This window comes from Butyricicoccus sp. Marseille-Q5471, assembly GCF_951230135.1.
Classification (GTDB): domain Bacteria; phylum Bacillota; class Clostridia; order Oscillospirales; family Butyricicoccaceae; genus Agathobaculum.
Genome location: NZ_CATNVC010000006.1, coordinates 100,346 through 125,259, shown reverse-complemented (window position 1 = coordinate 125,259; position 24,914 = coordinate 100,346). Strand labels below are relative to the sequence as shown.

Below are 24,914 nucleotides of genomic sequence, written 5' to 3'. Positions count from 1 at the left end.
TTATTCTACCAGAAAGAAAAGGCATGGTAAACCTACCATGCCTTCCATTTCAAATAAATACCGATTGCACCAGTATCATGTACAATGCGGTGCCTACGCCGATCGACAGCAGATTGTTGCGCTTCCAGAGATGGAGTACAGCAACCACCACAATCGAAATCATTTCGGGAATGCCGTGCGGATACCCCAGCCAAGTGACGTTTTTAAGGCAGTACACCACCAAAAGTGCAATGACGGCAGGGGGCAGCACCGTGCCGAGGTAGCGGACAATCGGCGGAATCGGTCGTTTGCCGTTAAACAGCAGAAACGGCGCAACGCGGGTTGCAAAGGTGCACACCGCGGCGACGGCAATCATGGCAAGCGTTCTTCCTGCACTCATTGCGCCACCTCCTCGCCAAGACGGCTGCGCAGTGCAACCAGAAGCACGCAGATTGCAATCATGGCGGGCATGATGAAATTCTGCGGGCCAAGCAGCACGAGGGACAGAGCGGCAGCGCCCAGGCCCAGAAAGGCGGGGACATGATGTTTGCTGCTCTTCCACTGCTCCACAAAGATGACAACAAACAGCGCGGTCATCGCAAAATCAATGCCGGTCGAATCAAACGGCAGCATACCGCCGGCAATCGCACCAATGACCGAACCGAGAATCCAATAGGAATGATCCAGTATGGCAACTAAAAGGCGCATGGCGTTCGGGTCGACCCCTTCGGGCGTTTTGAGTGAGCAGAGCAGCGAATAGGTTTCATCGGTCAGCGAAAAAATCATATAGGGCTTTGCGTTTCCCATCTGATGAAACTGCTCCAAAAAGGACAGTCCGTAAAAAATATGGCGGCAATTAAGCAGCAGCGTCATCACAGCAACCGTTGCGAGCGACGCGCCGGACGCTAACAGAGAAACCAGTAAGTACTGTCCCGAGCCTGCATAGATGGTCAGGCTGCTGAGGAACGCCCAGGGCGGGGCATAGCCCGCGTCGCGCAGCATCACGCCAAAGGCAAAGCCGATGAACAGATAGCCGCAAAGCACCGGAATCGTCGCGGTAAACGCGGGCCGCAGTGCCTTTTTCATAAGAGATCACCTACATTTACTCAATAGAAAAGCGCTCTGCAAGCAGAGCGCCCATTTTGAATGCATTAACGTCGCCTAATTAATTAGACAGCACGCGTAACCTTGCCGGAGCGGAGGCATCGAGTACATACGTTAATATGGCGAGGAGTACCTTCGACCAGAGCCTTCACACGACGTACGTTCGGCTTCCAAGTTCGGTTGGAACGACGATGGGAGTGAGAGACCTGAATTCCAAAGGTCACGCCCTTACCGCAAATATCGCACTTTGCCATTTTCCTGCACCTCCTTTTCCAAACATTGCGTAACGCATATTATAGTACCACAAAGGGTGGGGGAATGCAAGTGGTTTGTGAAAAAAAGTCGAGAGATTTAAGTTTTATTGGGTGCATACGGAAAAAGATTGAAAAAATGGACTTTGCGGGGTATAATATAGGCATATATTTTGAATTTGATTATCATTTTCTGCTTTAGCAGAAAGGAGTATGTATATGCAGTTAAAGGAATTCGGCGTAAGTCTGGGCGATTTAGTGCAGGAATTTAAGTTTGAGGTCATTTTCGGCCCCGAAAATTTCGAAAAAATTGAAATTACCAAGGATGATGTCAGCCGCCCCGGTCTGCAGCTTGCCGGATTTTTCGATTATTTCGATCCCAATCGCATTCAGATCATGGGCAAGGTCGAAAGCAGCTATGTCGAACAGCTCGATCCGGAGACACGCCGCGCAAGCTTTGACCGCCTGTTTTCAACCGGCATCCCGACGATGATTATTTCACGCAACATTGATGTATTCCCGGAGTGTCTGGAAGCAGCGCAAAAATATAAGGTGCCGCTGCTGCGCACCAATGAATTCACATCGACCATTATGAGCGCAATCATCGCCTCATTAAAGGTAAGTCTCGCACCCCGCATCACACTGCACGGCGTCTTGATTGAAATCTACGGTGAGGGCGTGCTGCTGCTGGGCGATTCCGGTGTGGGTAAGTCGGAGACGGCAATTGAGCTGGTTAAGCGCGGACACCGTCTGATTGCGGATGACGCGGTTGAGATTAAGCGCGTATCGGACAAGACTCTGGTCGGTACTGCGCCGGAGGTCATCCGTCACTTTATTGAGCTGCGCGGCATTGGAATTGTCGATGTGCGCCGTATCTTTGGCGTTGGCTCGATTAAGCTGACGGAAAAGGTAGAACTTGTCATTAACCTTGAACCGTGGGAAGACGGCAAGCAGTACGACCGTCTGGGACTTGACGGACAAACCACCTCTATTCTGGATATTTCCGTACCGAGTCTGACCATACCGGTCAAGCCCGGTCGTAACCTTGCGGTCATTATCGAAGTAGCCGCTATGAACAACCGCCAAAAGAAAATGGGCTATAACGCCGCGCAGGAGCTGCAGGAGCGCATGCTCAAGCAATACGGGAACTAAAATCAGATTGGCGATGCCGTGTTGTACGGCCTCGCCAATTTTTAAGGAGAGAGACTATTGAAAATCGTTGCAGATTTGCATATGCATACAAGTGTGACGCATCACGCGTTCAGTTCCTTGACGGAAATGGTACGTGGCGCACAGGATGCGGGACTGGCCGCTATCGCTATCACAAATCACGGACCGACAAATCCCGATGGACCGCACGAATGGCATTTTGCTAACATGGATCTAATCCCGCGGCAAATTGATGGCGTGACCGTGATTCGGGGGATTGAATTTGATATTACAGCACCCGCGGGCGGTATTAACGTAATCGCCAATAAGTGTCTCCGACCAATTGAGTTTGCGCTCGCCTCCTTCCATGAATGCCTGTTCCCCCCGGCGACCAAGGAAATTCATACGGCAGCGCTCGAGGCCATTCTTCATAATCCGTATGTAAATGCATTCGGTCATTTGGGCAACGCAAATTTTGATTTCGACCATGAATATATTATCAGCAAGTGTAACGATTGTGGTAAGATTGTTGAAATTAATAACGCATCTTTGAATATCCGTGCAGGCAGTCGGCAAAACTGTGCGGATATTGCGCGCCTGTGCAAAAAGTATGAGGTGCCGATTTCGGTTGACAGCGACAGTCACATTGAATACCGAGTTGGCCACGTGGAAGGTGCACTTGCGATGCTTGAGGAAATTGATTTCCCGGAGGAGCTCGTCATCAACAGCAGTATTGATCGTCTGAATGCGTATTTCACGGGAAGAGGAATCAACCTGTTCGACTGATAAGGAGAGAAAGGGTATGAGAATTGGCATTGATCTTGGCGGCACGAGTGTAAAAGCCGCGCTGTGCTCAGAAAGCGGAGCAATCCTTCGTAAGCAGGCAGTCCCAACCAAAATAGGAGACGCGGACGGACTGCGCGGCGATATGAAGCAGCTGGCACTGGATTTATGCGCGGCGCAGGGTGTGTCGCCGGATGAAGTAAGCAGTATCGGCATCGGCGTGCCCGGCTCGCTGGACAAAAAGGGCTGCCGCCTGATTTTCGGCACCAATCTGGGCATGAACGATGTGGAGTTCGCCCGCGCATTTCAGCCGGAGTTTGGCTGCGCGGTGCAGCTGGATAACGATGCAAACTGTGCGGCGCTTGGCGAAGCGACTGCAGGCGCCGCCAGTCACGTGCAAAATATGATTATGATTACACTGGGCACAGGCGTTGGCGGCGGCATTGTCATCAATGGTAAGCTGTACACCGGCTGCAACGATATTGCCGGCGAACTGGGGCATATGGTCATTCGTCAGGGCGGCGAGGCGTGCAATTGTGGCCGCAGAGGGTGCTTGGAGGCATATGCTTCGGCTTCGCACTTCGTCAAGTTTGCCGAGCGGGCATTGGCTGAGGGACGCGAAAGCATGCTCGCTTCCGATCGCGGACATTTGAATGCCAAGATGATTTGCGATGCGGTTGACGCGGGCGACCCCTTGGCGACTGAACTGTTTGAGGAGTATTGCCGCAACCTGTCCTGCGGTTTGGCGAATTTCATCAACATCTTTCAGCCGGACTGTGTTGTTCTGGGCGGCGGTCTGGCCGGATACGGCGAAAAGCTGCTTGAACCGCTGCGTCGGCTGACCATACCGGAGATATTCCGGTGCGAGACAAAAAACACGGAGATTGTCACTGCAACCCTGGGAAATGACGCAGGCTTGATCGGTGCCGCCATGCTGTAACGGTTACAAGAGCCGCCTTCGGGTGGCTCTTTTTTACGCAGATGTAATATTACAATTCTGCCGCATCCGCGCGAAATCCATTGAAAAATGTAGGATTTAATGGTATAATCACCTGTGTCATAAGGCATGAACCTGAGTGCTGCGGAGGATTATATATGCGGTTTAAACGTTTTTTTGCACTTTTTTGTGCGTTGATATGGATGAGTTCGGTAACGGCGCTCGCAGCGGGCGACTTGTCAACCGATCCCGAGCTGGGCGAGACACAGCAGGTGAGCGTCGTGCGGGCAAGCAACCGAGTTGTCTCATCCACCCACAATTTGACCGTCAATGGTACGGCAGCGAAGCCGCAGGCCTATAATATCGACGGCTACAATTATTTCAAGCTGCGTGATATTGCCTACCTGCTCAGCGGCAGTACAAGTACGTTTGAGGTCGAGTGGGACAACACGGCACAGCGGATTAATCTGGTATCCGGCGCAAAATATACAACGGTCGGTGGCGAGATGTCGGTGCAGGCGACCAGTGGCCTGAAGGTACAGGCATCAACCGTAAGCATGCGTATAGATGGAAGTGCCGCTTCGGTCAGCGGATTTAATATTAACGGGAATAATTATTATAAAATAGCTGATTTATCCTCTGAACTTGGCTTTGCCGCCACTTTTGATGAGGATTCGCAGACCGTGCGAATTGTCACACCGGAGCCGGAACCTACCCCCGAGCCGGAACCGGAGCCTGAGCCCAAGCCCGAACCCGAACCGGAGCCCACACAGCGCACTTCACATTTGGACGGCAAAATGACGGTAATTCTGGATGCAGGGCACGGCGGTTCGGATATCGGCGCGAAGCATCCGACGCTTGATTTGGATGAGAAGCGCGTCAACCTGTATGTAGCACGTTATCTGCGAGATATGCTGGAAGCGCAGGGCGTGGAGGTTATCATGGTGCGTGATTCGCTGGACAGCGGCGCTTCTCTTTCTTCGCGCGGTACAGTGATGGAGAAATATGTAGAAACGGTTGATTTGTTTTTTGGCATTCATCATAATGCAGCCAATACGCAGGCGCGCGGCGCGCAGGTGTTGGCTCAGGTTGCAGACAAAAACGGTGGACCGAGCAAGCTTTTGGCAAACGAGCTGGAAGGGGAATATGCAAAAGTTGGGCTGACCATTCGCCCGACTTGGTTCCGCGAAGGCTCAAACGGCGATTACTATTATACCAATCGATTTGCGGCGGAGCTGGGAATCACGGCGGTTATCAGCGAATACTGTTTCATTGATAATGATGAGGACGTACTGTTTATCGACAGCGATGCAGACTGGCGTGCAGAAGCGCAGGCGCAGTGCAATGCAATCATAAAATATTTCTCACAGGTTGAATATTAAGGAGCTAAATAATGAATAACAGAGCAGAACAGGCGATGCGCCTGCATGACAAGGGATATAACTGCGCACAGGCGGTGGCATGTGCTTATTGCGACCTTTTTGAGGTGGATGAGCAAACGATGTACCGCATGTCGGAAGGCTTTGGCTTGGGCATGGGCATGATGGAGGTTTGCGGCGCGATGAGCGGTGCGTTCATGCTCGCGGGTCTTAAGGGCAGCGCAGGCGTTGAAGCGCCGGGCGCAACAAAGGCCAAAACCTATGCAACCAATCGGGAACTTTGCAAGGCGTTTCAGGACAAGAACGGTTCACTTTTGTGTCGTGAATTGAAGGGTGTTGCATCGGGAACGCCGCTTCGCTCCTGTGCCGGATGTATTGAAGATGCATGTGCAATCGTTGAAAAATTTTTGATAGATTAAACAATTGCCGCGGATGTCAACACTTCCGCGGCAATTATTTTAAAGGATTCTCGACGAAATTCGACTGCCTGTTTCGAACCAACCGACTACAATAAACACAGTCGGTACGAAGAGGGAGGTTTGAGACGGTGGCTCAATATGTCGTGACCGAAAAGATCGGGACAGATGAAATACAGTTTGGCATCGCAGTTTGGGAGAAAGACGAGATGGTGGATCACATCGCGGATATCGCCCCGACGATGACGGAGGTGATGCGGTTAGCCGCGCTGTTGCAGCGGTGCGGAGTAGCATCAGAACAGTTTCGCGACGTGGTTTTGGATTATATTGTCGTTCGTGCCTGATGGGGAAGAGAAAAAGCACCGATTATTCGGTGCTTTTTCTTATAGCTGAAAAACGACGCCACATATGCCGCCGGCGAGGATGAAAAAAATTGGATGCACAGAGGAGAATTTGCGGATTGCAGCGAGTACCGCCAGAAATAACACAATCGCGGGGAGATTTAGAAAATCGCCCAGCGTTGCAAGGCCGTGATATGCTGCCGGATGAAAGAGGGAAACGAGAAAAACCTCAAACATTGCGCCCAGAATCAGACCGGCAGAGGCGGGACGCAGGCCGTAAAACGCGCGCTGCACCAATTTAGAATCACGGAAGCGCTCAAGGGCGCGGCTGATGAAAATGATAATGACCACCGAGGGCAGCACCAATGCAAAGGTTGCCATCAGCGCTCCGGGCAGTCCGGCGGCATGAAAGCCCGCATAAGTTGCGGTGTTGACGCCGATTGGACCCGGTGTGGATTCCGAAATTGCAATCATGTCCATTAAGTCCTGCGGCGTGAACCATGGGTATTTGAGTGAGATTTCCTTCAGAAAGGGAATGGTCGCAAGTCCGCCGCCGACAGCAAAGAGACCTGTTTTAAAAAACTCCCAGAATAGCTGCAAAAAAATCATTTGTTCCGCTCCTTTAGCATTTGGGAAAACACACCGGATGCGGCTGCGAGCACGAGCATCAGCACAGGCGAAACACCAAAAAAGGCGACAGCGAGGAAGGTCACCAGAAGAATAGCTGCAGTGATTCGATCGACAACGCCCTTTTTCGCCATCTGATATACCGAATGCAAAACGAGGGCGCACACTGCGACGCGTACACCGGAAAATGCATGCTGCACGACGACCATGTGAGCAAACTGCTGCACGAAGGCAGCAATTATCGTGATAATCACGAGCGACGGAAATACAATCCCGGCCGTGGCACAGATTGCACCGGCAATCCCTCGGATTTTGTAGCCGACAAAGGTCGCAGTATTCACCGCGATGACACCGGGGGTACACTGGCCGATGGCGTAATAATCCATGAGCTCGGTTTCGGTTGCCCACCCGCGCCGATCTACGACTTCACGTTGGAGAATGGGAAGCATCGCATAGCCGCCGCCAAAAGTGCAGACGCCGATTCGTGCAAAGGTGAGAAACAAATCAAGACAGAGGTTCATTCATCAGACTCCTTTCAAGAAAAAAGGCTGCATATTCATGCAGCCTTTTGTGTGCAGAATATATGCCGTGCACAGCATACCATATTCCGGGCGGGATTACAAGAGTTACCGAATCATGCGCCCTTCCAGGTAATAGCGCTTCTCCAGTGCAGTTCCCATCGAAAAGGTTTTACGCGGTAGTACGCCATGGTTCAGAACATAGGGAAACAGCAAATCCTTGCCAAAATCGGGTAGGAGAAATCCAAGTCGTGCGGGCGCATCGGACAGTGCCAGCAGCGTATCGGTACCATGGATAAAATCAATCTGCACCTCTGGGCGAGCGCGGAGAAAGGCATCTATTGCCTCTTGCAGCAGTGCCACAGGCAGCGCATCCTCTGCGCCGGATATCGACAGCGCACCGCTGCGTCCCTGCGTATAGAAGGGCAGCAGGAGCGTTTTGGGTTTTGCATGTCCATCCAGCGAGCAGGATAAACCTGCACTGCTGAAATAGGCACACAGAAACGCGAGGGCATCGTCCGCGTGGACGTTCAGCAGCAAACGGTGTACCGCCTCAAAGCAGATGCTTTCATCCTGTAAATTGACCAACTCTGCCAGCACAAAGCGAGCGGGGTGAGTCAGCGCCTGCTCGGCGGTCAACCCACGTTTGACTTGCTCCCAATGGGCCTTGGCTGCCGCCATTGAGTGATTGCCGTCTCCGGTGGCAAAGACGAGCGGTGCTTGGTTTTCCGAAAAACCATAGCGGGCGCGGCAGGCTTCCGGCGCAGCATGTTCAGACAAACGGGTAAGAAATGCGTCAACAGCATCGCCGATCGGCACAAAGCGGCTTTTGATGTGTCCGCCGCCCTGCATCAGCGTAAAATCATAGCAAACCGGCATATCTGCGCACGCAGAAAAGAGCGGTTCCAGCAAAGTGTGTGCGGGATCGTCTACAAACAGCAAAATATGCGGCAGCTCAAACGGAGCCTGCGCGCGGATGGCTAGGCGAGCGGGCACGCGTTCAGTCACGGTAGATTCGGTCGGACGAATCGGAGTCCGGGCACCCGGGCGCTCGTCGTAAGTATCAAGATCGAAGGCCAGCAGCACCCCGCGGCGCGGACTTCCACGGTCGCAGTCCCGCTCAATCAGCATGAGACCGTCATCCAGTTCCTGCAGCAGTCCGGCGGACAAATAGGTGTCCATCGTTTGGTGAATCGCCGTGATACGGGGGGTATCATCCGCAGACAAATAGACTTCGGGCAGTGTCAGGCGCAGACATGATGGATCTGTGCCGACCAATGCTTCGATTTGCGCCCAGTAGGAGGGTTCGGCGGTGAACTGGTCGCAAGCGATCACGGCCCAGTGGCTCAGCGTCGCCCGGTCGGCAGGCAGGAGCAGGCGGGGCAATTGAATGCAGGCTGGTTGCATGGCGGGTTCCTCCAAGGTAAAATTTCTGCTTTTATTATACGATATACGGGCGGAAATGTATAGCAGTATCTATTCGGCGCTTATCACTGGTTTGACAATTTTCGCACTTTTGTTTCGGCTGTATCAACTTCGGTTGACAAGTGGGATGCACTGAGATAGAATGAAAATATCCCCTACCGGGGGATGGGAAGGACGCGTAAAGATGGAGCATCATCACACCGAGAAAAAGAAGGTGCTTGACCGTCTGGGTCGGGCAATCGGACACTTGGAGGCGATTCGCCGCATGGTGGAGGACGACCGTGATTGCAGCGAGGTGCTGATTCAGATTGCTGCCGTGCGCACTGCCGTTAACAATGTGGGGCGTATCATCCTGCTTGACCATATTCAGCACTGTGTGACCGAAGCGGTGGAAAACGGCGATCAGCAGGCACTGGATGATTTGGAAACAGCGGTGACGCGGTTCGTAAAGTAGGTGAAGCGCATGGAAGATAAAAAACACCCGAGCGGTGCAATTCTGTGTGCAGTACTGGCCGCCGCGCTGTATGCACTGAGCGTGCCCGGCTCCAAGCTGCTGTTGGGCGGCGTGCAGCCGACCGTGTTGGCGGCGCTGCTGTATCTGGGTGCGGGACTGGGACTCATGCTGATTGGCGGTCTGCGCCGCGCAAGCGGGCACGAGGGGCGAGAACAGCCGCTTACGCGCGAAGATTTGCCTTATACAATCGCAATGATTGTGTTGGATATCGCTGCACCGATTCTGCTGCTGTGCGGTCTGTCACGAACAACCGCTGCCAATGCGGCGTTGCTCAACAACTTTGAAATTGTTGCCACTGCGCTGATTGCGCTGACCCTATTCCATGAAGCGGTATCGCGCCGGTTGTGGTGTGCCATTGGGTTGGTCACCGCGGCAAGTGTGTTGCTGTCCTGCGAGGATATCGGAGGAAGCATGAACTTTTCGGCGGGTTCGCTGTTTGTGCTCGGAGCCTGCATTTGCTGGGGATTGGAAAACAATTGCACACGCAAGCTGTCCCATAAAGATCCGCTTGAGATTGTGGTGGTCAAGGGCTTGTGTTCGGGCACCGGCTCGCTGCTGATTGCGTTTGCACTGGGAGAACGCTTGCCGACTGCCGGTATTCTGCTATACGGACTGTGCCTGGGATTTGCCGCCTACGGACTGAGTATTTATTTTTATATCCGTGCGCAGCGCACGCTTGGCGCGGCCAAGACCGGTGCGTTCTATGCAATCGCACCGTTTCTTGGTAGTGCGCTTTCGCTCGTGCTGCTGCGGGAGAAACCGGACGGACTGTATTGGCTGGCGTTGGCGGTCATGGCGCTCGGCGTGTATTATGCTTCGGCCGATGGTGCACACAGTCATGCGGGCGTACGGTCGATTGATTATTTTGCATACACCTCGGGCATGAATCGCTGGAATCCGACGTTTAAAGTATTGCTTTCGGTCGGAACGCTCATCCTCTGCATCGCGGCGAACGACCCGTTGGTATCCGTAGCGGTGATTCTGGTTTGCGCAAGCCTCATCGTATACAAGGGCGGATTGGAACTGCACGCGTACTTATCCATGCTGCGTATCCCGCTGTTTTTTCTGTTGGTGAGCGGCATTGCGGTCGCCTGCGATCTTTCCGCGCAGCCGATTGGGGACTGGAATCTGTCGCTGCGCTGGTTTTATGTCTGCATAACCGGAGAGAGTCTGCGCTTTGCGCTGCTGCTCACACTCAAGGCTCTCGGCGCGGTCAGCGCCATGTATCTGCTGGCACTTTCGACGCCGGCGAGTGAATTGGTCGGCGTGCTGCGCCGCGCAAAGCTGCCCGCTTTGCTGACCGAACTCATGTACCTGATTTACCGATTCATTTTCATCCTGCTTGACGCACACAGCCGTATGCACGATGCCGCAGAGTCACGGATGGGCTATCGGGATTTTCGCACGTCGATTCGCTCGTTCGGCGGTTCGGCGGGCAATCTGCTTGTGGTTGCGCTGCGCAAATCGGGCGTTTATTATGACGCGATGCTTTCACGCTGCTATGACGGTTCACTCGGATTCTTGGAGGAGGACAAGCCGCTGCAGCGTCATCAGATACTGGCAGTGGCTGCGTTTTGGGGTGCATTGATCGTGCTGTGGCTAATCTAGGGAGGATATGAATGGAAGAGTATATTTTGCAGACACAAGGTCTGCGCTATGCCTATGACGGAGAAAAATATGCGCTGCAGCATGCGTCACTTGCGGTGCGTGCGGGCGAACGCGTTGCCGTGCTCGGCTCGAACGGCGCGGGTAAATCCACATTCTTTCTGTGCCTGAACGGTGTGCTGACTCCGCAGGGCGGAACTGTATCGCTGCACGGCAGAGAGGTTGGTGCAAAAGAACGCAATTTGCTGCGTGAGCATGTCGGCATCGTATTTCAAAATGCGGATGATCAGATTATTGCATCGACCGTGCAGGCCGAGGTTTCCTTTGGCCCGATGAACCTGCGATTGCCCAAGGAGGAAGTGCGCCGGAGAGTGGACCGCGCTGTCGACTATATGGCGCTCGAGGCGTTTCGCACGCGCCCGCCGCATTATCTGTCGGGCGGTGAAAAAAAGCGGGTTTCCATTGCGGATATCATCGCAATGGAGTCAGAGGTGATTTTGTTTGACGAACCGGCGGCTTCGCTCGATCCCGCGGGCACATGCATGCTGGAGGACGTGCTGCGGCGTTTGACGGAGGAAGGGAAAACGCTGCTCATTTCGACGCACGATATGGATTTTGCCTTTCGATGGGCCGACCGCGCGGTCGTGTTCTGCGAAGGGGAAGTGATCGCGGACGGCACACCGCTCAATGTGTTCCGGGATGACGAAATCATAGAGCGCGCACGTCTGCGTCGTCCTGCCATGCTTGATGTCTTTGAAAGCCTGTCGCGCAGAGGCTTGGTGCCGCGCGACGCGGCCTGTCCGAAAACGCCGGTCGAATTGGAGCGGCTTTTGGAAAATCATCGGGTGGATTAGGACAAAAATGCTAAAGTGCCCGCCGCTTCTTGACAGTGCATTGGGCAGAGTTTATAATAGAGATAACTTCTTCCGAAGGAGGCATTTTGCCGCCTGAGGATATAAAAAGGTTCCTGCTTTTTCTCCGCAGGATAATAGGGAAAGGGGTGCGATGCCCCTGCGGTCCCGCCGCTGTAAGGGAAGAGTCCGACGCCAATTACATGGTCACTGGTTGATACTGGGAAGACCGGCTGAGGACAATGAGGCCCAAGCCAGAAGACCTGCCTTTTTGGATGGAAGTGCATGACGGTTACGAGAGATGACCGGTGTGCAGGAGTCGCTTCTTTCGTCCTTTTGGGGCGGGAGAAGCGCACTGAACGCCGGTCCGGTGAGTGGGAATCACACGGGCACGGTGTTTTTTTATGCCCCATGCTTTGGGGAAGAAAGGAGAAATATTTATGACAAGCAAACAAAAGAAGATTGTAAGCCTTGCGGCATCGTTTGCGCTGATAGCCGGGACTCTGCCGGCAGCAGGCGCCATGCACATTATGGAGGGCTATCTGTCGCCCAGGTGGTGTGCAATCTGGGGTGTGTTGGCGCTGCCGTTTCTGATCGCAGGCTTTTTCTCAATCAAGAAGACGCTCACGCGTGATCGTAAAGCAATCACGCTGCTGGCAATGGCAGGTGCATTCATTTTCGTGATTTCGTCGCTCAAAATCCCCTCGGTCACCGGTTCGTGTTCCCACATGACAGGCACCGGTCTGGGCGCACTGCTGTTTGGCCCGTCGGCAGTTTCCATTCTCGGCGTAATCGTCCTGCTGTTTCAGGCCATTATGCTTGCGCACGGCGGCCTGACCACGCTTGGTGCAAATACCTTTTCGATGGCAATTGCAGGTCCGTTCGTATCCTTCGGTATTTACAAGCTGCTGCAAAAGCTGAAGGTGAATAAAATGGTCAGCGTTTTTGCTGCGGCAACGCTCGGCGATTTGTTTACCTACTGTGTGACCAGCCTGCAGCTTGCGGTTGCATATCCGTCGCCCGATGGCGGCGTGGCGGTTTCGGCGGCCAAATTCCTCGGCGTGTTTGCGCCGACGCAGCTGCCGCTGGCCATTGTTGAAGGCATTTTGACCGTTGTCATCATGATTGCGCTCGAATCCTATGCGCGTCCTGAACTGCGGTCGCTCGGCTTTGAGGAGGTGTAAGCTATGACCAAAAAGAATAAGACCACTGTCATTATACTGCTTCTGCTTTGTGCGGTTCTTATTGTAGCGCCTGTGTTCGCGCTGCGCGGCGCGGAGTTCGGTGGATCGGACGGTGCGGGCAGCGAAATGGTCGCAGAGGTCACCGGCACAGAATATGAGCCGTGGTTTACGCCCGTGTTTGAGCAAATGTTCGGCGCCGAGCTTCCGGGTGAACTGGAGAGTCTGCTGTTCTGCGTGCAGACCGGCATTGGTGTGGGTGTAATCGCGTTCCTTCTCGGGCGTTTTGTCGAGCGCAAGAAGATTGAAAATGAGACGGCCGGCACAAGCAAAAAGGTTTCGCATTCGCATACATAAAGTCGCAGGCAGAGCGGGACAACAACGTTCCGCTCTGCTTTTATACTCTTGGACGGCGCAGACAAAAGGGAATGGCGGCGCATTCCTTTTTGCCTACGTCGTGCGGAAAGGCGGAAAATTTGATGGGACAATTGGTATACCGAAATCAAAGCGAAATGCGGCGGGGCTATACAACCGGCACCTGCGCGGCAGCGGCGGCACAGGCCGCAGCACTGCTGCTGCTGACGGGGAAGGCGCCGCAAGAGGTACGGCATATCACGCCTTCCGGCGTGGCGCTTTCGCTGACGCCGGAGCAGACCTGCTTGGAGCAGGATGCGGCTGTCTGCGCGATTCGCAAGGATAGCGGTGACGATCCGGACGTGACCAACGGCATTCGCATTTTTGCGCGGGTGGAAAAAAGACCGTCGGGAATTGAGATTGCAGGAGGTACGGGCGTGGGACGTGTGACCAAGCCGGGTTTGGCCTGTGCGGTCGGCAAAGCGGCAATCAATCCCGGACCTCGCGCACAGATTATCGCAGCGCTCGAAGCGGCGGCGGCAGGCTGCGGCTATCCGGGCGGATTTGCTGTGACAATTTCGGCTGAAAACGGAGAAGCCATTGCAGAGCAAACGTATAACGCGCATCTTGGCGTGTTGGGCGGTATTTCAATCCTTGGGACAAGCGGCATTGTCGAGCCGATGAGCGAGGCAGCACTGATGGAAACCACACATCTGGAGCTGGACAGCCTGCTGGCGCAGGGGCAGCGCATTGCGTTTTTGTGCCCGGGAAACTACGGCGCGGATTTTGGACGAGATACACTGGGTCTGGATTTGGAACAGGCGGTCAAGTGCTCCAATTTTATCGGAGACGCATTGGATTATGCGGCGTGGAAGGGATTTCCCGAGATTCTGCTGGTCGGACATGCAGGCAAACTGGTTAAGCTTGCGGCGGGGGTGATGAATACGCATTCGTCGGTTGCAGACGGTAGGCAGGAGGTATTTACCGCCCATGCCGCTCTCTGCGGTGCATCGAAGCCAGTGCTCGAGCAGCTGATGCAGGCGATTTCGGTCGATGCATGCATTGCAATTCTGGACGAAGCCGGACTGCGTGAGCCGGTCATGCAGCACATCGCTGCGGCGATTGAGCAAAAACTGCGTCTGCGTCTGCGTGGCAGAGCCAATATTCAGTATATTATGTTCACGAGTCGGTACGGACTGCTCGCGCAGTCGGCCGGGGCAGAGGAACTTTGTGAAAAACTAAGGAAATGACGGGAGAAGCTATGGAAAAGGGTATTCTGTACGGTCTGGGTGTCGGCCCGGGTGATCCGGAACTGATGACGGTGAAGGCCGTTCGTATTTTGCGGGAATGCGATGTCGTAGCAGGGCCGCAGGCGGGAGAGAGTGAAAAAACAGCGCTTAAAATAGCATCCGTGTATATTGAAGACAAGCCGGTGCTGTATTGCGACATGCCGATGACGCGCGACCGTGCACAGAGAGACGCATGCCATGACAAGGCGGCGGACGAAATCTGCGCCCTGTTGGACGCGGGCAAAACGGTCGCATTTTTGACGTTGGGCGACCCGACGGTCTACTCAACCTATTGGTATGTGCACAAACGTGTGGCGGAGCGTGGATACGACGCACGGCTCGTGCCGGGCGTGCCCTCGTTCTGTGCGGCGGCAGCGGCACTTGGGCGCGCGCTGTGTGAGGACAATGAGATGCTGCACATCATTCCCGCGTCACATACCTCAACCGACGACGGCCTTGCGCTGCCGGGCAACAAGGTGCTGATGAAGGCAGGCCGGGCGATTCTGGATGTGCGGGAGAAACTCGAAGCGCAGGGTAAGTTGGAGGAGGCTGCACTGGTGGAACGCTGTGGTATGGAAGGCGAGCGTATCGTGACCGATTTGCGTGAGCTGGATGACCCCACAGGATATTTCTCGATTATTCTCGTCAAGGAGGATGGACAATGATTTATTTTGTCGGCGCCGGCTCGGGCGCACCTGATTTAATTACTGTGCGCGGCGCAAAGCTGCTCGGTGAGGCGGATGTGATTGTCTATGCAGGCTCGCTGGTCAATCCGGCACTGTTGGAGTATAAAAAAGAGGACTGCGCGGTCTATGACAGCGCGAAGATGACGCTTGAAGAGGTAATCGAGGTCATGGCGCCCGCGGCGCAGGCAGGTAAGACTGTTGTACGACTGCACACGGGCGACCCCTGTGTTTACGGCGCACACCGCGAGCAGATGGATGAACTTGACAAGCTGAACCTTTCTTATGAGGTCTGCCCGGGCGTATCCTCGTTCTGTGGCGCAGCGGCGGCACTGAAGGCCGAATATACACTGCCGACGGTCAGCCAGACCGTCATTCTGACCCGCATGGAGGGGCGCACCCCCGTGCCGGAAAAGGAGCAGATTGAGCTGCTTGCCGCACACGGTGCAACGATGGTCATCTTCCTCTCGGCGGGTCAGTTGGAGCGGCTGTCCGAACGGCTTATCGCGGGCGGCTATGCCCCCGAAACACCGGCTGCAATCGTCTACAAAGCGACTTGGCCGGATGAAAAGACCGTCCGTACAACAGTTGCGGGGCTTTCCGCGGCCGCAAAGGCAGAGGGCATTACCAAGACCGCGCTGATTACAGTCGGCGGCTTTTTGGGCAATGAATACGAACGTTCCAAGCTCTACGATCCGACCTTTACGACCGAGTTTCGTGAGGCCAGCAAGTGATTCACGGAAAACTGGTGTCGTTTACCGATCGCGGCAGTGAAGTTGCCGCGCGGATTGCAGCGCTGCTCGCGGATGAGCACATTGAGCGCTATGCGCGCACGGTTGACACCTCACTTGGCGGCACGGCGCTGACACGCTTTGCACAGCAGGCGATGGTGGACTGCGATTTGCTCGTGTTCATCGGTGCGACAGGCATCGCGGTGCGTGCGATTGCGCCCTATCTTGCGGGAAAGACCTTTGATCCGGCGGTTCTGGTCGTCGACGAGGGCGGCAAATTTGTAATTTCGCTGCTATCCGGACATCTGGGCGGAGCGAACGAACTGGCTGTTCGCTTGGCGGACGGTTTGGGCGCGACTGCAGTGATTACCACTGCGACCGACGGCCGCAGCGTGTTCGCGGTTGATAACTGGGCGAAGGAGCACGACTGCGCGGTCGTTGACCCGCAAAACATCAAGCATGTGTCGGGCGCATTGCTGCGCAATGAAACCGTCGGCCTGAAAGCCGATTGGGAGGTAGACGGCGTGATTCCGCCGCACATCAGCGCTCAGATACAGGCCGAGAGCGGTTTTGCCATCTCATATGACACCGCCTGCGTGCCGTTTGCAAATACGCTGCATCTTGTTCCGCGCATTGTGCATTTGGGGATTGGCTGCCGCAAAGGCACTGCGGCCAAAGCGGTTGAGCGAGCGGTTGAAGCTGCCCTGCTGCAGGCCGGTATTCCGATGGAGGCAATCCGTCAGACGGCATCCATCGACCTAAAGAAGAATGAACTGGGCCTGTGCCTGTTTTGTGAGCAGCATCAACTGCCCTTTGTTACCTACACGGCAGAAGAGCTTGGGGCAGTGCCCGGCGATTTTACTTCATCCGGCTTTGTCGCGCAGACGGTCGGGGTGGACAATGTATGCGAACGGGCGGCGGTGCGCTCGTCGGACGGAGGGAAAATCCGACTCCGGAAAATGGCGCTTGACGGAGTGACTGTTGCTCTGGCGGAAGAATATTGGAGGGTTTCATTTTGAATCTCTATATGGTGGGAATCGATTTTCAGCGTGCGTCAATTGCGCAGCGCGAGCCGGTTTCTTTTACACGCGGACAGGTCGTGCAGATGTTGCCGCGGCTCAAAACGCTGAGCGGTGTTTCGGGCTGCGTGCTGCTGGCGACCTGCAACCGCACGGAGCTGTACCTGCATACCGATGGCTCACAAATCGATCCGCTCACGGCATTGGCTACCGCTGCCGGGGTGTCCGCGGAAGTGTACCGGTCTATCAGCGTCACGCGCACAGACAGCGCGGTCGTGGAGCACTTGATGACGGTCGCAGCGGGCTTGGAATCGCAGATTTTCGGAGATGATCAGATTGTTTCGCAGGTGAAAGATGCGGTTGCGCTCGCACGAGAGGCCGATGCGGCGGATTCGGTGCTCGGTACGGTGTTTCGCCGCGCAGTGACGGCAGGTAAGCGCGTCAAGACCGAAACGCATTTGGCCGGCGTGCCGGCATCGGCGGCGGACAGCGGCGTGCGGAAGGCGGAAGCACTGTTCGGCTCGCTTGAGGGCAGGCACGCGGTTGTAATCGGCAACGGCGAGATGGGACGGCTCGCGGCCTCGCTGCTGCGGCAGAAGGGTTGCCGCGTTACGGTGACGCTGCGTACTTATCGCCACGGGGAAACCGTTGTTCCGGCCGGCTGCGCAACGCATCCGTATGAGGAGCGCTTTGCGGTAGTCGACGGAGCGGATTTGGTGTTCAGCGCAACGACCAGTCCGCACTTTACCATTACAGCTGCGCAGGTGGCTGCACTGAAACACCCGCCGCGTCTATTGGTTGATTTGGCGATGCCGCGAGACATCGAGGCTTCTGCAGCGGAAGATGGATGCTTTACGGTTTGGAATTTGGACGATTTGGGACAACTCGGGGATGAAAACGCCTCCAACCGTGCGATTGCCGCCTGTATTCTGAAGGAAGAACAGGCGGAGTTTGAGGAATGGTATCGCTATCGACAGTCGCTGCCGCTGATTGCATCCCTGAAGGATGCGGCGCGGGAGCGCGTGCAGTACGACCATGCATACGAAGCGCTGTACGAAGAAAATGACGTTGACGGACTGCTGGAACTCGCTGTCAATAAAACGGTAGATATGCTGCTTGGCGGCATGAAGGAAATTGTAAGTCCCGATCGGATGAATTCCTGTCTGGGACGAATGAGAAAAGGATGCGGCAAATGAAATTATATGTAATCGGCATCGGCCCGGGTGGAGAGGATCAGATGACGCTGCGTGCGGTGCGCGCCCTGCAGTCGTGTGATTGTGTCGCGGGCTACAGCCTGTATCTTGATTTGGTCGCAGAGCTGATCGAAGGCAAGGAACGGATTATGACGGGCATGACGAGAGAGGTCGACCGATGTATCGCCGCGCGGGACGCAGCGCTTTCGGGCAAAACGGTTGCAGTGGTTTCGTCCGGTGATGCAGGCGTTTACGGTATGGCGGGACTGACGCTTGAGGTGTGTGAGGCGCATCCTGAAATTGAGGTCGAAATCATTCCGGGCATCACGGCGGCCTGCTCGGGCGGCGCGGTGCTCGGCTCGCCGCTCACCTGCGATTTTGCGGTTGTTTCGTTGAGCGATCTGCTCACCCCGTGGGAGGTCATTGAAAAGCGTGTTCGTGCGGCGGCGCAGGGCGATCTTTGCCTGACACTCTACAATCCCGCCAGCAAAAAGCGCACGGATCACCTACAAAAGGCCTGCGACATTTTACTGGAAAGCCAGCCGTCGGAAATCGTGTGCGGTTTGGTGCGCAACATCGGGCGCGAGGGCGAGGAATTTACGCTGACGACCCTCGGTGCACTGCGTGATACACAGGTCGATATGCTGACCACGGTATTCATCGGAAATTCGCGCACGAGAACTGTAAACGGCCGGATGGTGACCCCGAGAGGGTATCGCGGCGTATGAAAACTGTCGTATTTTCCGGTACAAGCGAGGGGCATGCCCTGTGCCGGTTTTTGTCCCGCCACGGTGTTCCGGCGGACGCTTATGTTGCGACCGAATACGGGGAGCAGGTGCTCGAGCCGATGGACGGCATCACGGTACATACGGGACGTCTTGCGGCAGAGGAAATGGTCGATGAGATGGGCAAGGGTACGCTGGTTATTGACGCAACACATCCCTATGCCGATGTGGTGTCGCAGAACATCTGCGCCGCCTGTGAGACAGCGGGCAGTGAATATCTGCGGCTGACAAGACCGCCGATTGAGCGTACCGGCGTGGAGACGGTGCCCGATACCGCAGCGGCGGTGGTGTGGCTGAAAGCGCATCCGGGGCGTGTGCTGTTAACCACCGGCAGCAAGGAGCTGGACGCATACACCGCGATTGAAGACTACCGGGAGCGCATTTTTCCGCGGGTGCTGCCAACGGCATCCGTGCTCGCCAAGTGCGAAGCACTGGGATTTCCCGGCGCGTCGGTGATTGCCATGCAGGGGCCGTTTTCGCACGAGATGAACGTCGCCCTGCTGGACCGCGTGGGTGCGGATATTCTGGTCACCAAGGACACAGGGCGCACAGGTGGATTTGCTGAAAAGCTTTCGGCAGCATGCGAGACCGATGTACAGGTGTTGGTCATCGCGCGGCCGACTGAGGAAAGCGGACGCACGCTTGAAGAAATGAAGGCATATTTGACCGAACGGCTCGGCCTGTCGGCAGAGCAGCAAAAAAGCGCGCCGCCGCGATTTCCGTTGTTCATCAATCTTGCAGGGAAAACGGTGCTGGTCGCGGGCGCGGGGAAAATCGCATCACGCCGCATTGCAGTGCTGTGCCGGTTTGGCGCACGGGTGCGCGTTGTTGCACCTGAAGTGCGCGGTGTGATTGACAGTGAAGCGGAAGTGGAACTGCATGTACGCGGATGGGAGAAGAGCGATCTTTCGGGCGTTTTTCTGGCAGTCGCGGCGACGGATGATCGAACGGTCAATCATGAAATCGCGGCGGAATGTGCACAGCAGGGCATCCTGTGCAGCGTGGCTGACAGTGCAGTGGAATCAACCTTCTTTTTCCCCGCCGTGTGCGAGGGACAGGGCTTAATTGCCGGTGTTGTATCCGACGGTACGGCGCACGGCGCGGTGCGGCAGGCCGCAAAACGCATTCGCACGGTATTGGAGGAAGAGCATGGAACCGATTAAAATTGGCAGCCGCGACAGCAAGCTTGCCGTCGTGCAGGCGGAGCAGGTGATGGCGCAGCTGAATGACTGTGTGCTCGTCACGATGAAAACCACAGGCGACATGGTGCTTGACCGCACGCTTGACAAGGTGGGTGGAAAGGGACTGTTTGTTAAGGAACTCGATCGTGCGCTTGCTTCGGGCGAGGTTGACCTGACTGTGCACAGCCTGAAGGATGTGCCGATGGAGCAGCCGGAGGGCATGCCGTTGGTGGCCTTTTCCAAGCGGGAGGATGCGCGGGACGCGCTCGTGCTGCCGGAAAACGGTGTTTGGGATCAATCCAAACCCATTGGCTGTTCGTCTGCGCGGCGGCGCATTCAGCTGAAAGCGCTGTTTCCGGAGGTTGAGGTCAAACCTGTGCGCGGCAACGTGCAGACCCGCCTGCGCAAGTTGGAGGACGGCGAATATGGTGCGCTCGTACTAGCGGCAGCCGGATTGCACCGTCTGGGACTGCGGGAGCGGATTTTTCGTTATTTCTCACCCGATGAGATGATTCCGGCGGCAGGGCAGGCCATCCTTGCAATTCAGGGCAGGGAGGGCGAACTCCAAAAGGAAATTCGTGGATTGGACAACATAGACGCACGCATTTGCGCACTGGCTGAACGTGCCTTCGTACGCACGCTGGACGGCGGCTGTTTTGCGCCGATTGCGGCCTATGCCGAAATAGAGGATGAAATGCTGCTGCTGCGTGGGCTTTATGCGACAGCGGATGAACAAACGGTCGTGCGCGGCAGCGTCACCGGCGCATGCGCACAAGCCGAGTCGCTCGGCAGAACGCTCGCGCTGCAGCTGAAACAACAGGCGGAGGAAATGCTATGATCGGAAAAGTAACGCTGGTCGGCGCGGGGCCGAGCGGCAAATGGCTGCTCACGCTCAAGGGCGCTGAGGCGATTCAAAAGGCCGACGCCGTCGTTTACGACCGCTTGGTGGGTGAGGATATTCTCGATCTCATCCCGCCTGAGGCTGAGCGCATCAATGTTGGCAAGGAAAATAACCATCATCCTGTGCCGCAGCATGAAATCAACGAGATTCTTGTGCGCTGCGCCAAAGCGGGAAAGAATACCGTGCGGCTTAAGGGCGGCGACTGTTATCTGTTTGGCCGCGGCGGCGAGGAATGTGAGCACCTGCTGAAAAACGGCGTGCCGTTTGCGGTTGTTCCGGGCGTGACAAGCGCGCTTGCTGCACCTGCCTTTGCGGGCATTCCGGTGACACATCGGGACTACTGTTCGTCCGTGCATATCATCACGGCGCACGCGCGGGCGGGCAAGGCGTTGGAAATCGATTTTGACAGTCTGGTCAAGCTGAATGCAACGCTTGTATTCCTGATGGGTTTGACGGCACTTGAGCAGGTGCTGAGCGGACTGCGCAAAGCGGGTATTGCCCCCGAAACGCCGGCGGCGGTCGTGGAAAACGGCACGCGTGGCAATCAGCGCAAGGTCGTGTCGACCGTTGCTGATTTGACTGAGAAAGTGCGCGCGGCGGGACTGCACAGCCCGGCAATTATTATTGTTGGCCGTGTGTGCAGCCTGTCGGACTCGCTTGATTGGTTCACACCGCTGCCGCTGCATGGAAAGACCATCGCGGTCACTCGCCCGCGCGAACGTGCGGGCACGCTCGCCGACAAGCTGCGCGATCTGGGCGCAAATGTTGTGGAATGCCCCTGCATCGAAACGCATGAGATAGACAATTCTGCCGCGCTCAAAGCCGTGTTGGCCCAGCACTGGGACTGGGTCGCGCTGACCAGCCCGGCAGGCGTGCCTGCCATGGTGCACGCTCTGCGTGCAGCGGGGCACGACATGCGTGCACTGTATGGCTCCAAGTTTGCGGTCATTGGCAGCGGCACGAAGAAAGCGCTCGAAGCCTACGGCATTTCTGCCGACCTTTGTCCCGCCGTGTTTGACGGGGCACATTTGGCGAAGGCACTGGCAGATTCAGCGAAGCCCAGTGAGCGCGTGCTCATCCTGCGTGCAGAACAGGGCGCACAGGAGCTGACGCAGATTCTTTCGGAGCGTGGCGTGCCTTTTGCCGATATTGCAACCTATGAGACCATTTATCGCACCGATAAAGGCGAGCAGCTCCGTGAAATGCTGAGCGAGGGCACGCTCGACTGTGTGACCTTTACCAGCCTTTCCACTGTTGAAGGCTTCGTGCAGGCGGTAGGCGCTGCGGATTACACAGACTTTACCGCGCTGTGTATCGGCGAGCAGACTGCTGCCGCCGCACGTGCACATGGAATGCGCGTAAAAATTGCAAAAAATGCGACCATTGACGATATGATCGCCTGTTTACTGGAGGAATCAGATCATGTTTAATCAAACTATTCGTCCGCGTCGCCTGCGCACATCGGCAGGCTTACGTAAGCTTGTGCGCGAGACGCGTATCTCGCCCGAAAGCCTGATTTGGCCGATTTTTGTCGTCGAAGGCGAGAATATTTATGAGGAAATTCCCTCACTGCCCGGCCAGTATCATTATTCGCCAGATCAGCTCTACCGCATGGTCGAGCGTGCGAAGGCGCACGGCGTCACTCGCGTGATTTTGTTCGGTCTACCCAAGGACAAGGACGAAATCGGCTCGGGCGCGTGGGCGACGGACGGCATCGTCCAGCAGGGCATCCGCAAAATCAAGGAGCTTGCACCTGAGATGTATGTTGTGACCGACGTGTGCATGTGCGAGTATACCTCGCACGGTCATTGCGGCATTCTGTGCGACCACTACGTCGACAACGACCAGACCATCGAGCGGTTGGCGCAGATTGCTTTGTCGCACGCCGAGGCGGGTGCGGACATGGTTGCGCCGAGCGATATGATGGATGGGCGCGTCGCCGCCATCCGTGAAAAACTGGATGCAAACGGCTTTGTCAACGTGCCGATTATGTCCTATGCCGCCAAATATGCCTCCTTCTTCTATGGTCCGTTCCGAGATGCGGCAGGCTCTGCGCCATCCTTTGGAGATCGCCGTTCCTATCAGATGGATTGGCACAACGGCCGTGAAGCCATGCGCGAGTGCGAGCTGGACGTGCAGGAGGGCGCGGATATTCTAATGATTAAGCCTGCGCTGAGCTATCTCGATTTGGTTTACCAGTGCAAGCAGAGATTTGATTTGCCGGTCGCGGCGTATGCGGTATCCGGCGAATATGCAATGATTAAGGCGACGGCAAAGGCCGGTCTCATCGACGAATACGGTGTGATGTGCGAGTCCGCTGTCAGCATTTATCGCGCGGGCGCGGACATTCTGATTACTTATTTTGCCTGCGAGCTGGCGGACGCAATTCGAAAGGGGGATATCGGCTGATGGAACGCAAAAGTTCTGAAAAACTCTTTGAACGTGCGAAAAAAGTCCTTCCCGGCGGTGTGAATTCTCCGGTGCGCGCATATCGCGCGGTTGGCGGCAACCCGCCGTTCATCGTGCGCGGCAAGGGCTGCCACATTTGGGATGAAGATGGAAACGAATATATTGATTTTGTCGGTTCATGGGGCCCGCTGATTCTTGGGCACAGCTATCCACCTGTGCTGAACGCAGTGTCAGACGCAATGCAGAACGGTCTGTCATTCGGCGCACCGACCGCGGTTGAGGTCGATGTTGCCGAGCTGTTGGTTTCGATGGTACCGAACGTTGACATGGTGCGCATGGTGAATTCCGGTACCGAAGCCGTGATGAGCGCGGTGCGCGTTGCCCGTGGCGTGACCGGACGCGACAAAATTATAAAATTCGCGGGCTGTTATCACGGCCATTCGGACGCGATGCTGGTTGCGGCCGGCTCGGGCGCACTGACGCAGGGCGTGCCGGATTCGGCGGGCGTACCAAAAGCCGCCGCAGGCGATACGCTGACTGCGCAGTACAATGATTTGGAATCCGTGCGCGAGCTGTTCGCCGCAAACGCGGAACAGATCGCGGCAGTGATTGTCGAACCGATTGCGGCGAATATGGGCGTTGTTGCCCCGGAAACGGGATTCCTGCAGGGGCTGCGGCAGCTGTGTGACGCATATGGTGCGCTGCTTATCTTTGATGAGGTTATCACAGGATTTCGTTTGGCGCGCGGCGGTGCGCAGGAATTCTTTGACGTGCGCGCCGATTTGGTCACCTTTGGTAAGATTATCGGCGGTGGTATGCCGGTTGGCGCTTATGCAGGCCGACGGGAAATCATGGAGCAGGTCGCGCCGGTTGGCCCGATTTATCAGGCGGGCACGCTATCGGGTAATCCGGTTGCAATGGCAGCAGGCCTTGCGCAGCTGCGCATTCTGAACGAACACCCCGAATACTATACGCAGATTGAAGCCAAGGCGAAAACAATGGCGGACGCAATGCGGAACAGCGCCGCAAAGCACGGCGTGCCGATGCAGGTCAACCAGATGGGTGCGCTGCTCTGCCCGTACTTTACGGACAAAGCGGTCAAAAGCTACGCGGAGACCAAGGCGAGCGATTTGACCCTGTTTTCGTCTTATTTTAATGGCATGCTTGCACGAGGCATCTACCTTGCGCCGAGCCAGTTTGAGGCAACGTTCCTGAACGTCAGCCACACGGATGACGACATCGCCGCAGCCTGTCAGGCAGCGGATGAGGTGCTCGCGTCCCTTTGAGTAATTTTGAGGAGGATACCGCA

Annotated in this window: 28 protein-coding genes and 1 riboswitch; of the genes, 22 read left to right on the top strand and 6 right to left on the bottom strand. The window is 55.8% G+C overall.

Annotation, left to right across the window (positions count from 1 at the left end):
• Positions 1–49: 49 nt before the first annotated feature.
• The 3 genes from QOX26_RS08925 to rpmB all read right to left on the bottom strand — a co-directional run bounded on the left by QOX26_RS08925 (position 50) and on the right by rpmB (position 1,337).
• A complete protein-coding gene (locus tag QOX26_RS08925; RefSeq protein ID WP_283674624.1) occupies positions 50–379 on the bottom strand; it encodes a branched-chain amino acid transporter permease in 330 nt (109 codons plus the stop codon).
• Positions 376–1,065, bottom strand: a complete 690-nt coding sequence (locus QOX26_RS08920; RefSeq protein ID WP_283674623.1) for an AzlC family ABC transporter permease — start codon at positions 1,063–1,065, stop codon at positions 376–378. Before QOX26_RS08920 ends, QOX26_RS08925 begins: the two co-directional genes overlap by 4 nt.
• An 83-nt stretch (positions 1,066–1,148) precedes the next feature.
• Positions 1,149–1,337, bottom strand: a complete 189-nt coding sequence (gene rpmB, locus QOX26_RS08915; protein ID WP_283674622.1) for a 50S ribosomal protein L28 — start codon at positions 1,335–1,337, stop codon at positions 1,149–1,151.
• Positions 1,338–1,553: 216 nt separating this feature from the next.
• Between rpmB and hprK the strand changes: the two genes are divergently transcribed.
• The 6 genes from hprK (at position 1,554) to QOX26_RS08885 (ending at position 6,342) form a co-directional block, all read left to right on the top strand.
• Complete coding sequence (gene hprK, locus QOX26_RS08910; protein WP_283674621.1) at positions 1,554–2,486, top strand: HPr(Ser) kinase/phosphatase; 933 nt, start codon at positions 1,554–1,556, stop codon at positions 2,484–2,486.
• A gap of 81 nt (positions 2,487–2,567) precedes the next feature.
• The gene (locus QOX26_RS08905; RefSeq protein ID WP_283674620.1) at positions 2,568–3,269 is read left to right on the top strand and encodes a PHP domain-containing protein; all 702 of its coding nucleotides are present in this window, start codon (positions 2,568–2,570) and stop codon (positions 3,267–3,269) included.
• Positions 3,270–3,285: 16 nt separating this feature from the next.
• Complete coding sequence (locus QOX26_RS08900; RefSeq protein WP_283674619.1) at positions 3,286–4,206, top strand: ROK family protein; 921 nt, start codon at positions 3,286–3,288, stop codon at positions 4,204–4,206.
• A 200-nt stretch (positions 4,207–4,406) separates the two neighbouring features.
• Entirely contained in the window at positions 4,407–5,585 is a 1,179-nt protein-coding gene (locus tag QOX26_RS08895) for an N-acetylmuramoyl-L-alanine amidase family protein (RefSeq protein ID WP_283674618.1), read from the top strand.
• 11 nt (positions 5,586–5,596) lie between these two features.
• Positions 5,597–6,001, top strand: a complete 405-nt coding sequence (locus QOX26_RS08890; protein ID WP_283674617.1) for a C-GCAxxG-C-C family protein — start codon at positions 5,597–5,599, stop codon at positions 5,999–6,001.
• Between the two features lie 128 nt (positions 6,002–6,129).
• The gene (locus QOX26_RS08885) at positions 6,130–6,342 is read left to right on the top strand and encodes a hypothetical protein (RefSeq protein WP_283674616.1); all 213 of its coding nucleotides are present in this window, start codon (positions 6,130–6,132) and stop codon (positions 6,340–6,342) included.
• A gap of 39 nt (positions 6,343–6,381) precedes the next feature.
• Here the strand turns inward: QOX26_RS08885 and QOX26_RS08880 are convergent, their stop codons facing one another.
• The 3 genes from QOX26_RS08880 to QOX26_RS08870 all read right to left on the bottom strand — a co-directional run bounded on the left by QOX26_RS08880 (position 6,382) and on the right by QOX26_RS08870 (position 8,891).
• Positions 6,382–6,948, bottom strand: a complete 567-nt coding sequence (locus QOX26_RS08880) for a chromate transporter (protein ID WP_283674615.1) — start codon at positions 6,946–6,948, stop codon at positions 6,382–6,384.
• Positions 6,945–7,487, bottom strand: coding sequence for a chromate transporter (locus QOX26_RS08875; protein ID WP_283674614.1), 543 nt, complete (start codon positions 7,485–7,487; stop codon positions 6,945–6,947). The genes QOX26_RS08880 and QOX26_RS08875 overlap by 4 nt, the downstream gene beginning before the upstream one ends.
• A gap of 105 nt (positions 7,488–7,592) precedes the next feature.
• On the bottom strand, positions 7,593–8,891 hold the full coding sequence (locus QOX26_RS08870) for a DUF1015 domain-containing protein (protein ID WP_283674613.1): 1,299 nt from the start codon (positions 8,889–8,891) through the stop codon (positions 7,593–7,595).
• 202 nt (positions 8,892–9,093) lie between these two features.
• Between QOX26_RS08870 and QOX26_RS08865 the strand changes: the two genes are divergently transcribed.
• From QOX26_RS08865 to hemL, 16 genes are all read left to right on the top strand, one after another.
• Positions 9,094–9,363, top strand: a complete 270-nt coding sequence (locus QOX26_RS08865) for a metal-sensing transcriptional repressor (RefSeq protein WP_283674612.1) — start codon at positions 9,094–9,096, stop codon at positions 9,361–9,363.
• A gap of 9 nt (positions 9,364–9,372) precedes the next feature.
• On the top strand, positions 9,373–11,031 hold the full coding sequence (gene cbiQ, locus QOX26_RS08860) for a cobalt ECF transporter T component CbiQ (RefSeq protein WP_283674611.1): 1,659 nt from the start codon (positions 9,373–9,375) through the stop codon (positions 11,029–11,031).
• An 11-nt stretch (positions 11,032–11,042) separates the two neighbouring features.
• Positions 11,043–11,882 (top strand): energy-coupling factor ABC transporter ATP-binding protein, encoded by an 840-nt coding sequence (locus QOX26_RS08855; protein WP_283674610.1) that lies wholly within the window; start codon positions 11,043–11,045, stop codon positions 11,880–11,882.
• Positions 11,883–11,972: 90 nt separating this feature from the next.
• Positions 11,973–12,164: riboswitch (cobalamin riboswitch) on the top strand.
• Between the two features lie 155 nt (positions 12,165–12,319).
• The gene (locus QOX26_RS08850) at positions 12,320–13,063 is read left to right on the top strand and encodes an energy-coupling factor ABC transporter permease (protein WP_283674609.1); all 744 of its coding nucleotides are present in this window, start codon (positions 12,320–12,322) and stop codon (positions 13,061–13,063) included.
• Between the two features lie 3 nt (positions 13,064–13,066).
• A complete protein-coding gene (locus QOX26_RS08845; RefSeq protein WP_283674608.1) occupies positions 13,067–13,417 on the top strand; it encodes an energy-coupling factor ABC transporter substrate-binding protein in 351 nt (116 codons plus the stop codon).
• A gap of 122 nt (positions 13,418–13,539) precedes the next feature.
• Complete coding sequence (cbiD, locus tag QOX26_RS08840) at positions 13,540–14,664, top strand: cobalt-precorrin-5B (C(1))-methyltransferase CbiD (protein ID WP_283674607.1); 1,125 nt, start codon at positions 13,540–13,542, stop codon at positions 14,662–14,664.
• 11 nt (positions 14,665–14,675) lie between these two features.
• Positions 14,676–15,368 carry a precorrin-2 C(20)-methyltransferase gene (gene cobI, locus QOX26_RS08835; protein ID WP_283674606.1) on the top strand — a complete coding sequence of 231 codons (693 nt, stop codon included), beginning with the start codon at positions 14,676–14,678 and terminating at the stop codon, positions 15,366–15,368.
• Positions 15,365–16,120 carry a precorrin-4 C(11)-methyltransferase gene (gene cobM / locus QOX26_RS08830; RefSeq protein WP_283674605.1) on the top strand — a complete coding sequence of 252 codons (756 nt, stop codon included), beginning with the start codon at positions 15,365–15,367 and terminating at the stop codon, positions 16,118–16,120. The genes cobI and cobM overlap by 4 nt, the downstream gene beginning before the upstream one ends.
• Complete coding sequence (locus QOX26_RS08825; protein ID WP_283674604.1) at positions 16,117–17,136, top strand: cobalt-precorrin 5A hydrolase; 1,020 nt, start codon at positions 16,117–16,119, stop codon at positions 17,134–17,136. Before cobM ends, QOX26_RS08825 begins: the two co-directional genes overlap by 4 nt.
• Positions 17,133–18,332: a glutamyl-tRNA reductase gene (gene hemA / locus QOX26_RS08820; RefSeq protein ID WP_283674603.1), complete on the top strand. Its 1,200-nt coding sequence runs from the start codon at positions 17,133–17,135 to the stop codon at positions 18,330–18,332. Before QOX26_RS08825 ends, hemA begins: the two co-directional genes overlap by 4 nt.
• Positions 18,329–19,057 (top strand): precorrin-3B C(17)-methyltransferase, encoded by a 729-nt coding sequence (cobJ, locus tag QOX26_RS08815; protein WP_283674602.1) that lies wholly within the window; start codon positions 18,329–18,331, stop codon positions 19,055–19,057. Before hemA ends, cobJ begins: the two co-directional genes overlap by 4 nt.
• Positions 19,054–20,277, top strand: coding sequence for a precorrin-6A reductase (gene cobK, locus QOX26_RS08810; protein WP_283674601.1), 1,224 nt, complete (start codon positions 19,054–19,056; stop codon positions 20,275–20,277). Before cobJ ends, cobK begins: the two co-directional genes overlap by 4 nt.
• The gene (gene hemC, locus QOX26_RS08805; RefSeq protein ID WP_283674600.1) at positions 20,264–21,133 is read left to right on the top strand and encodes a hydroxymethylbilane synthase; all 870 of its coding nucleotides are present in this window, start codon (positions 20,264–20,266) and stop codon (positions 21,131–21,133) included. Before cobK ends, hemC begins: the two co-directional genes overlap by 14 nt.
• Positions 21,130–22,626 (top strand): uroporphyrinogen-III C-methyltransferase, encoded by a 1,497-nt coding sequence (cobA, locus tag QOX26_RS08800; RefSeq protein ID WP_283674599.1) that lies wholly within the window; start codon positions 21,130–21,132, stop codon positions 22,624–22,626. Before hemC ends, cobA begins: the two co-directional genes overlap by 4 nt.
• Positions 22,619–23,605: a porphobilinogen synthase gene (gene hemB / locus QOX26_RS08795; RefSeq protein ID WP_283674598.1), complete on the top strand. Its 987-nt coding sequence runs from the start codon at positions 22,619–22,621 to the stop codon at positions 23,603–23,605. Before cobA ends, hemB begins: the two co-directional genes overlap by 8 nt.
• The gene (hemL, locus tag QOX26_RS08790) at positions 23,605–24,891 is read left to right on the top strand and encodes a glutamate-1-semialdehyde 2,1-aminomutase (protein WP_283674597.1); all 1,287 of its coding nucleotides are present in this window, start codon (positions 23,605–23,607) and stop codon (positions 24,889–24,891) included. The genes hemB and hemL overlap by 1 nt, the downstream gene beginning before the upstream one ends.
• Positions 24,892–24,914: the final 23 nt, after the last annotated feature.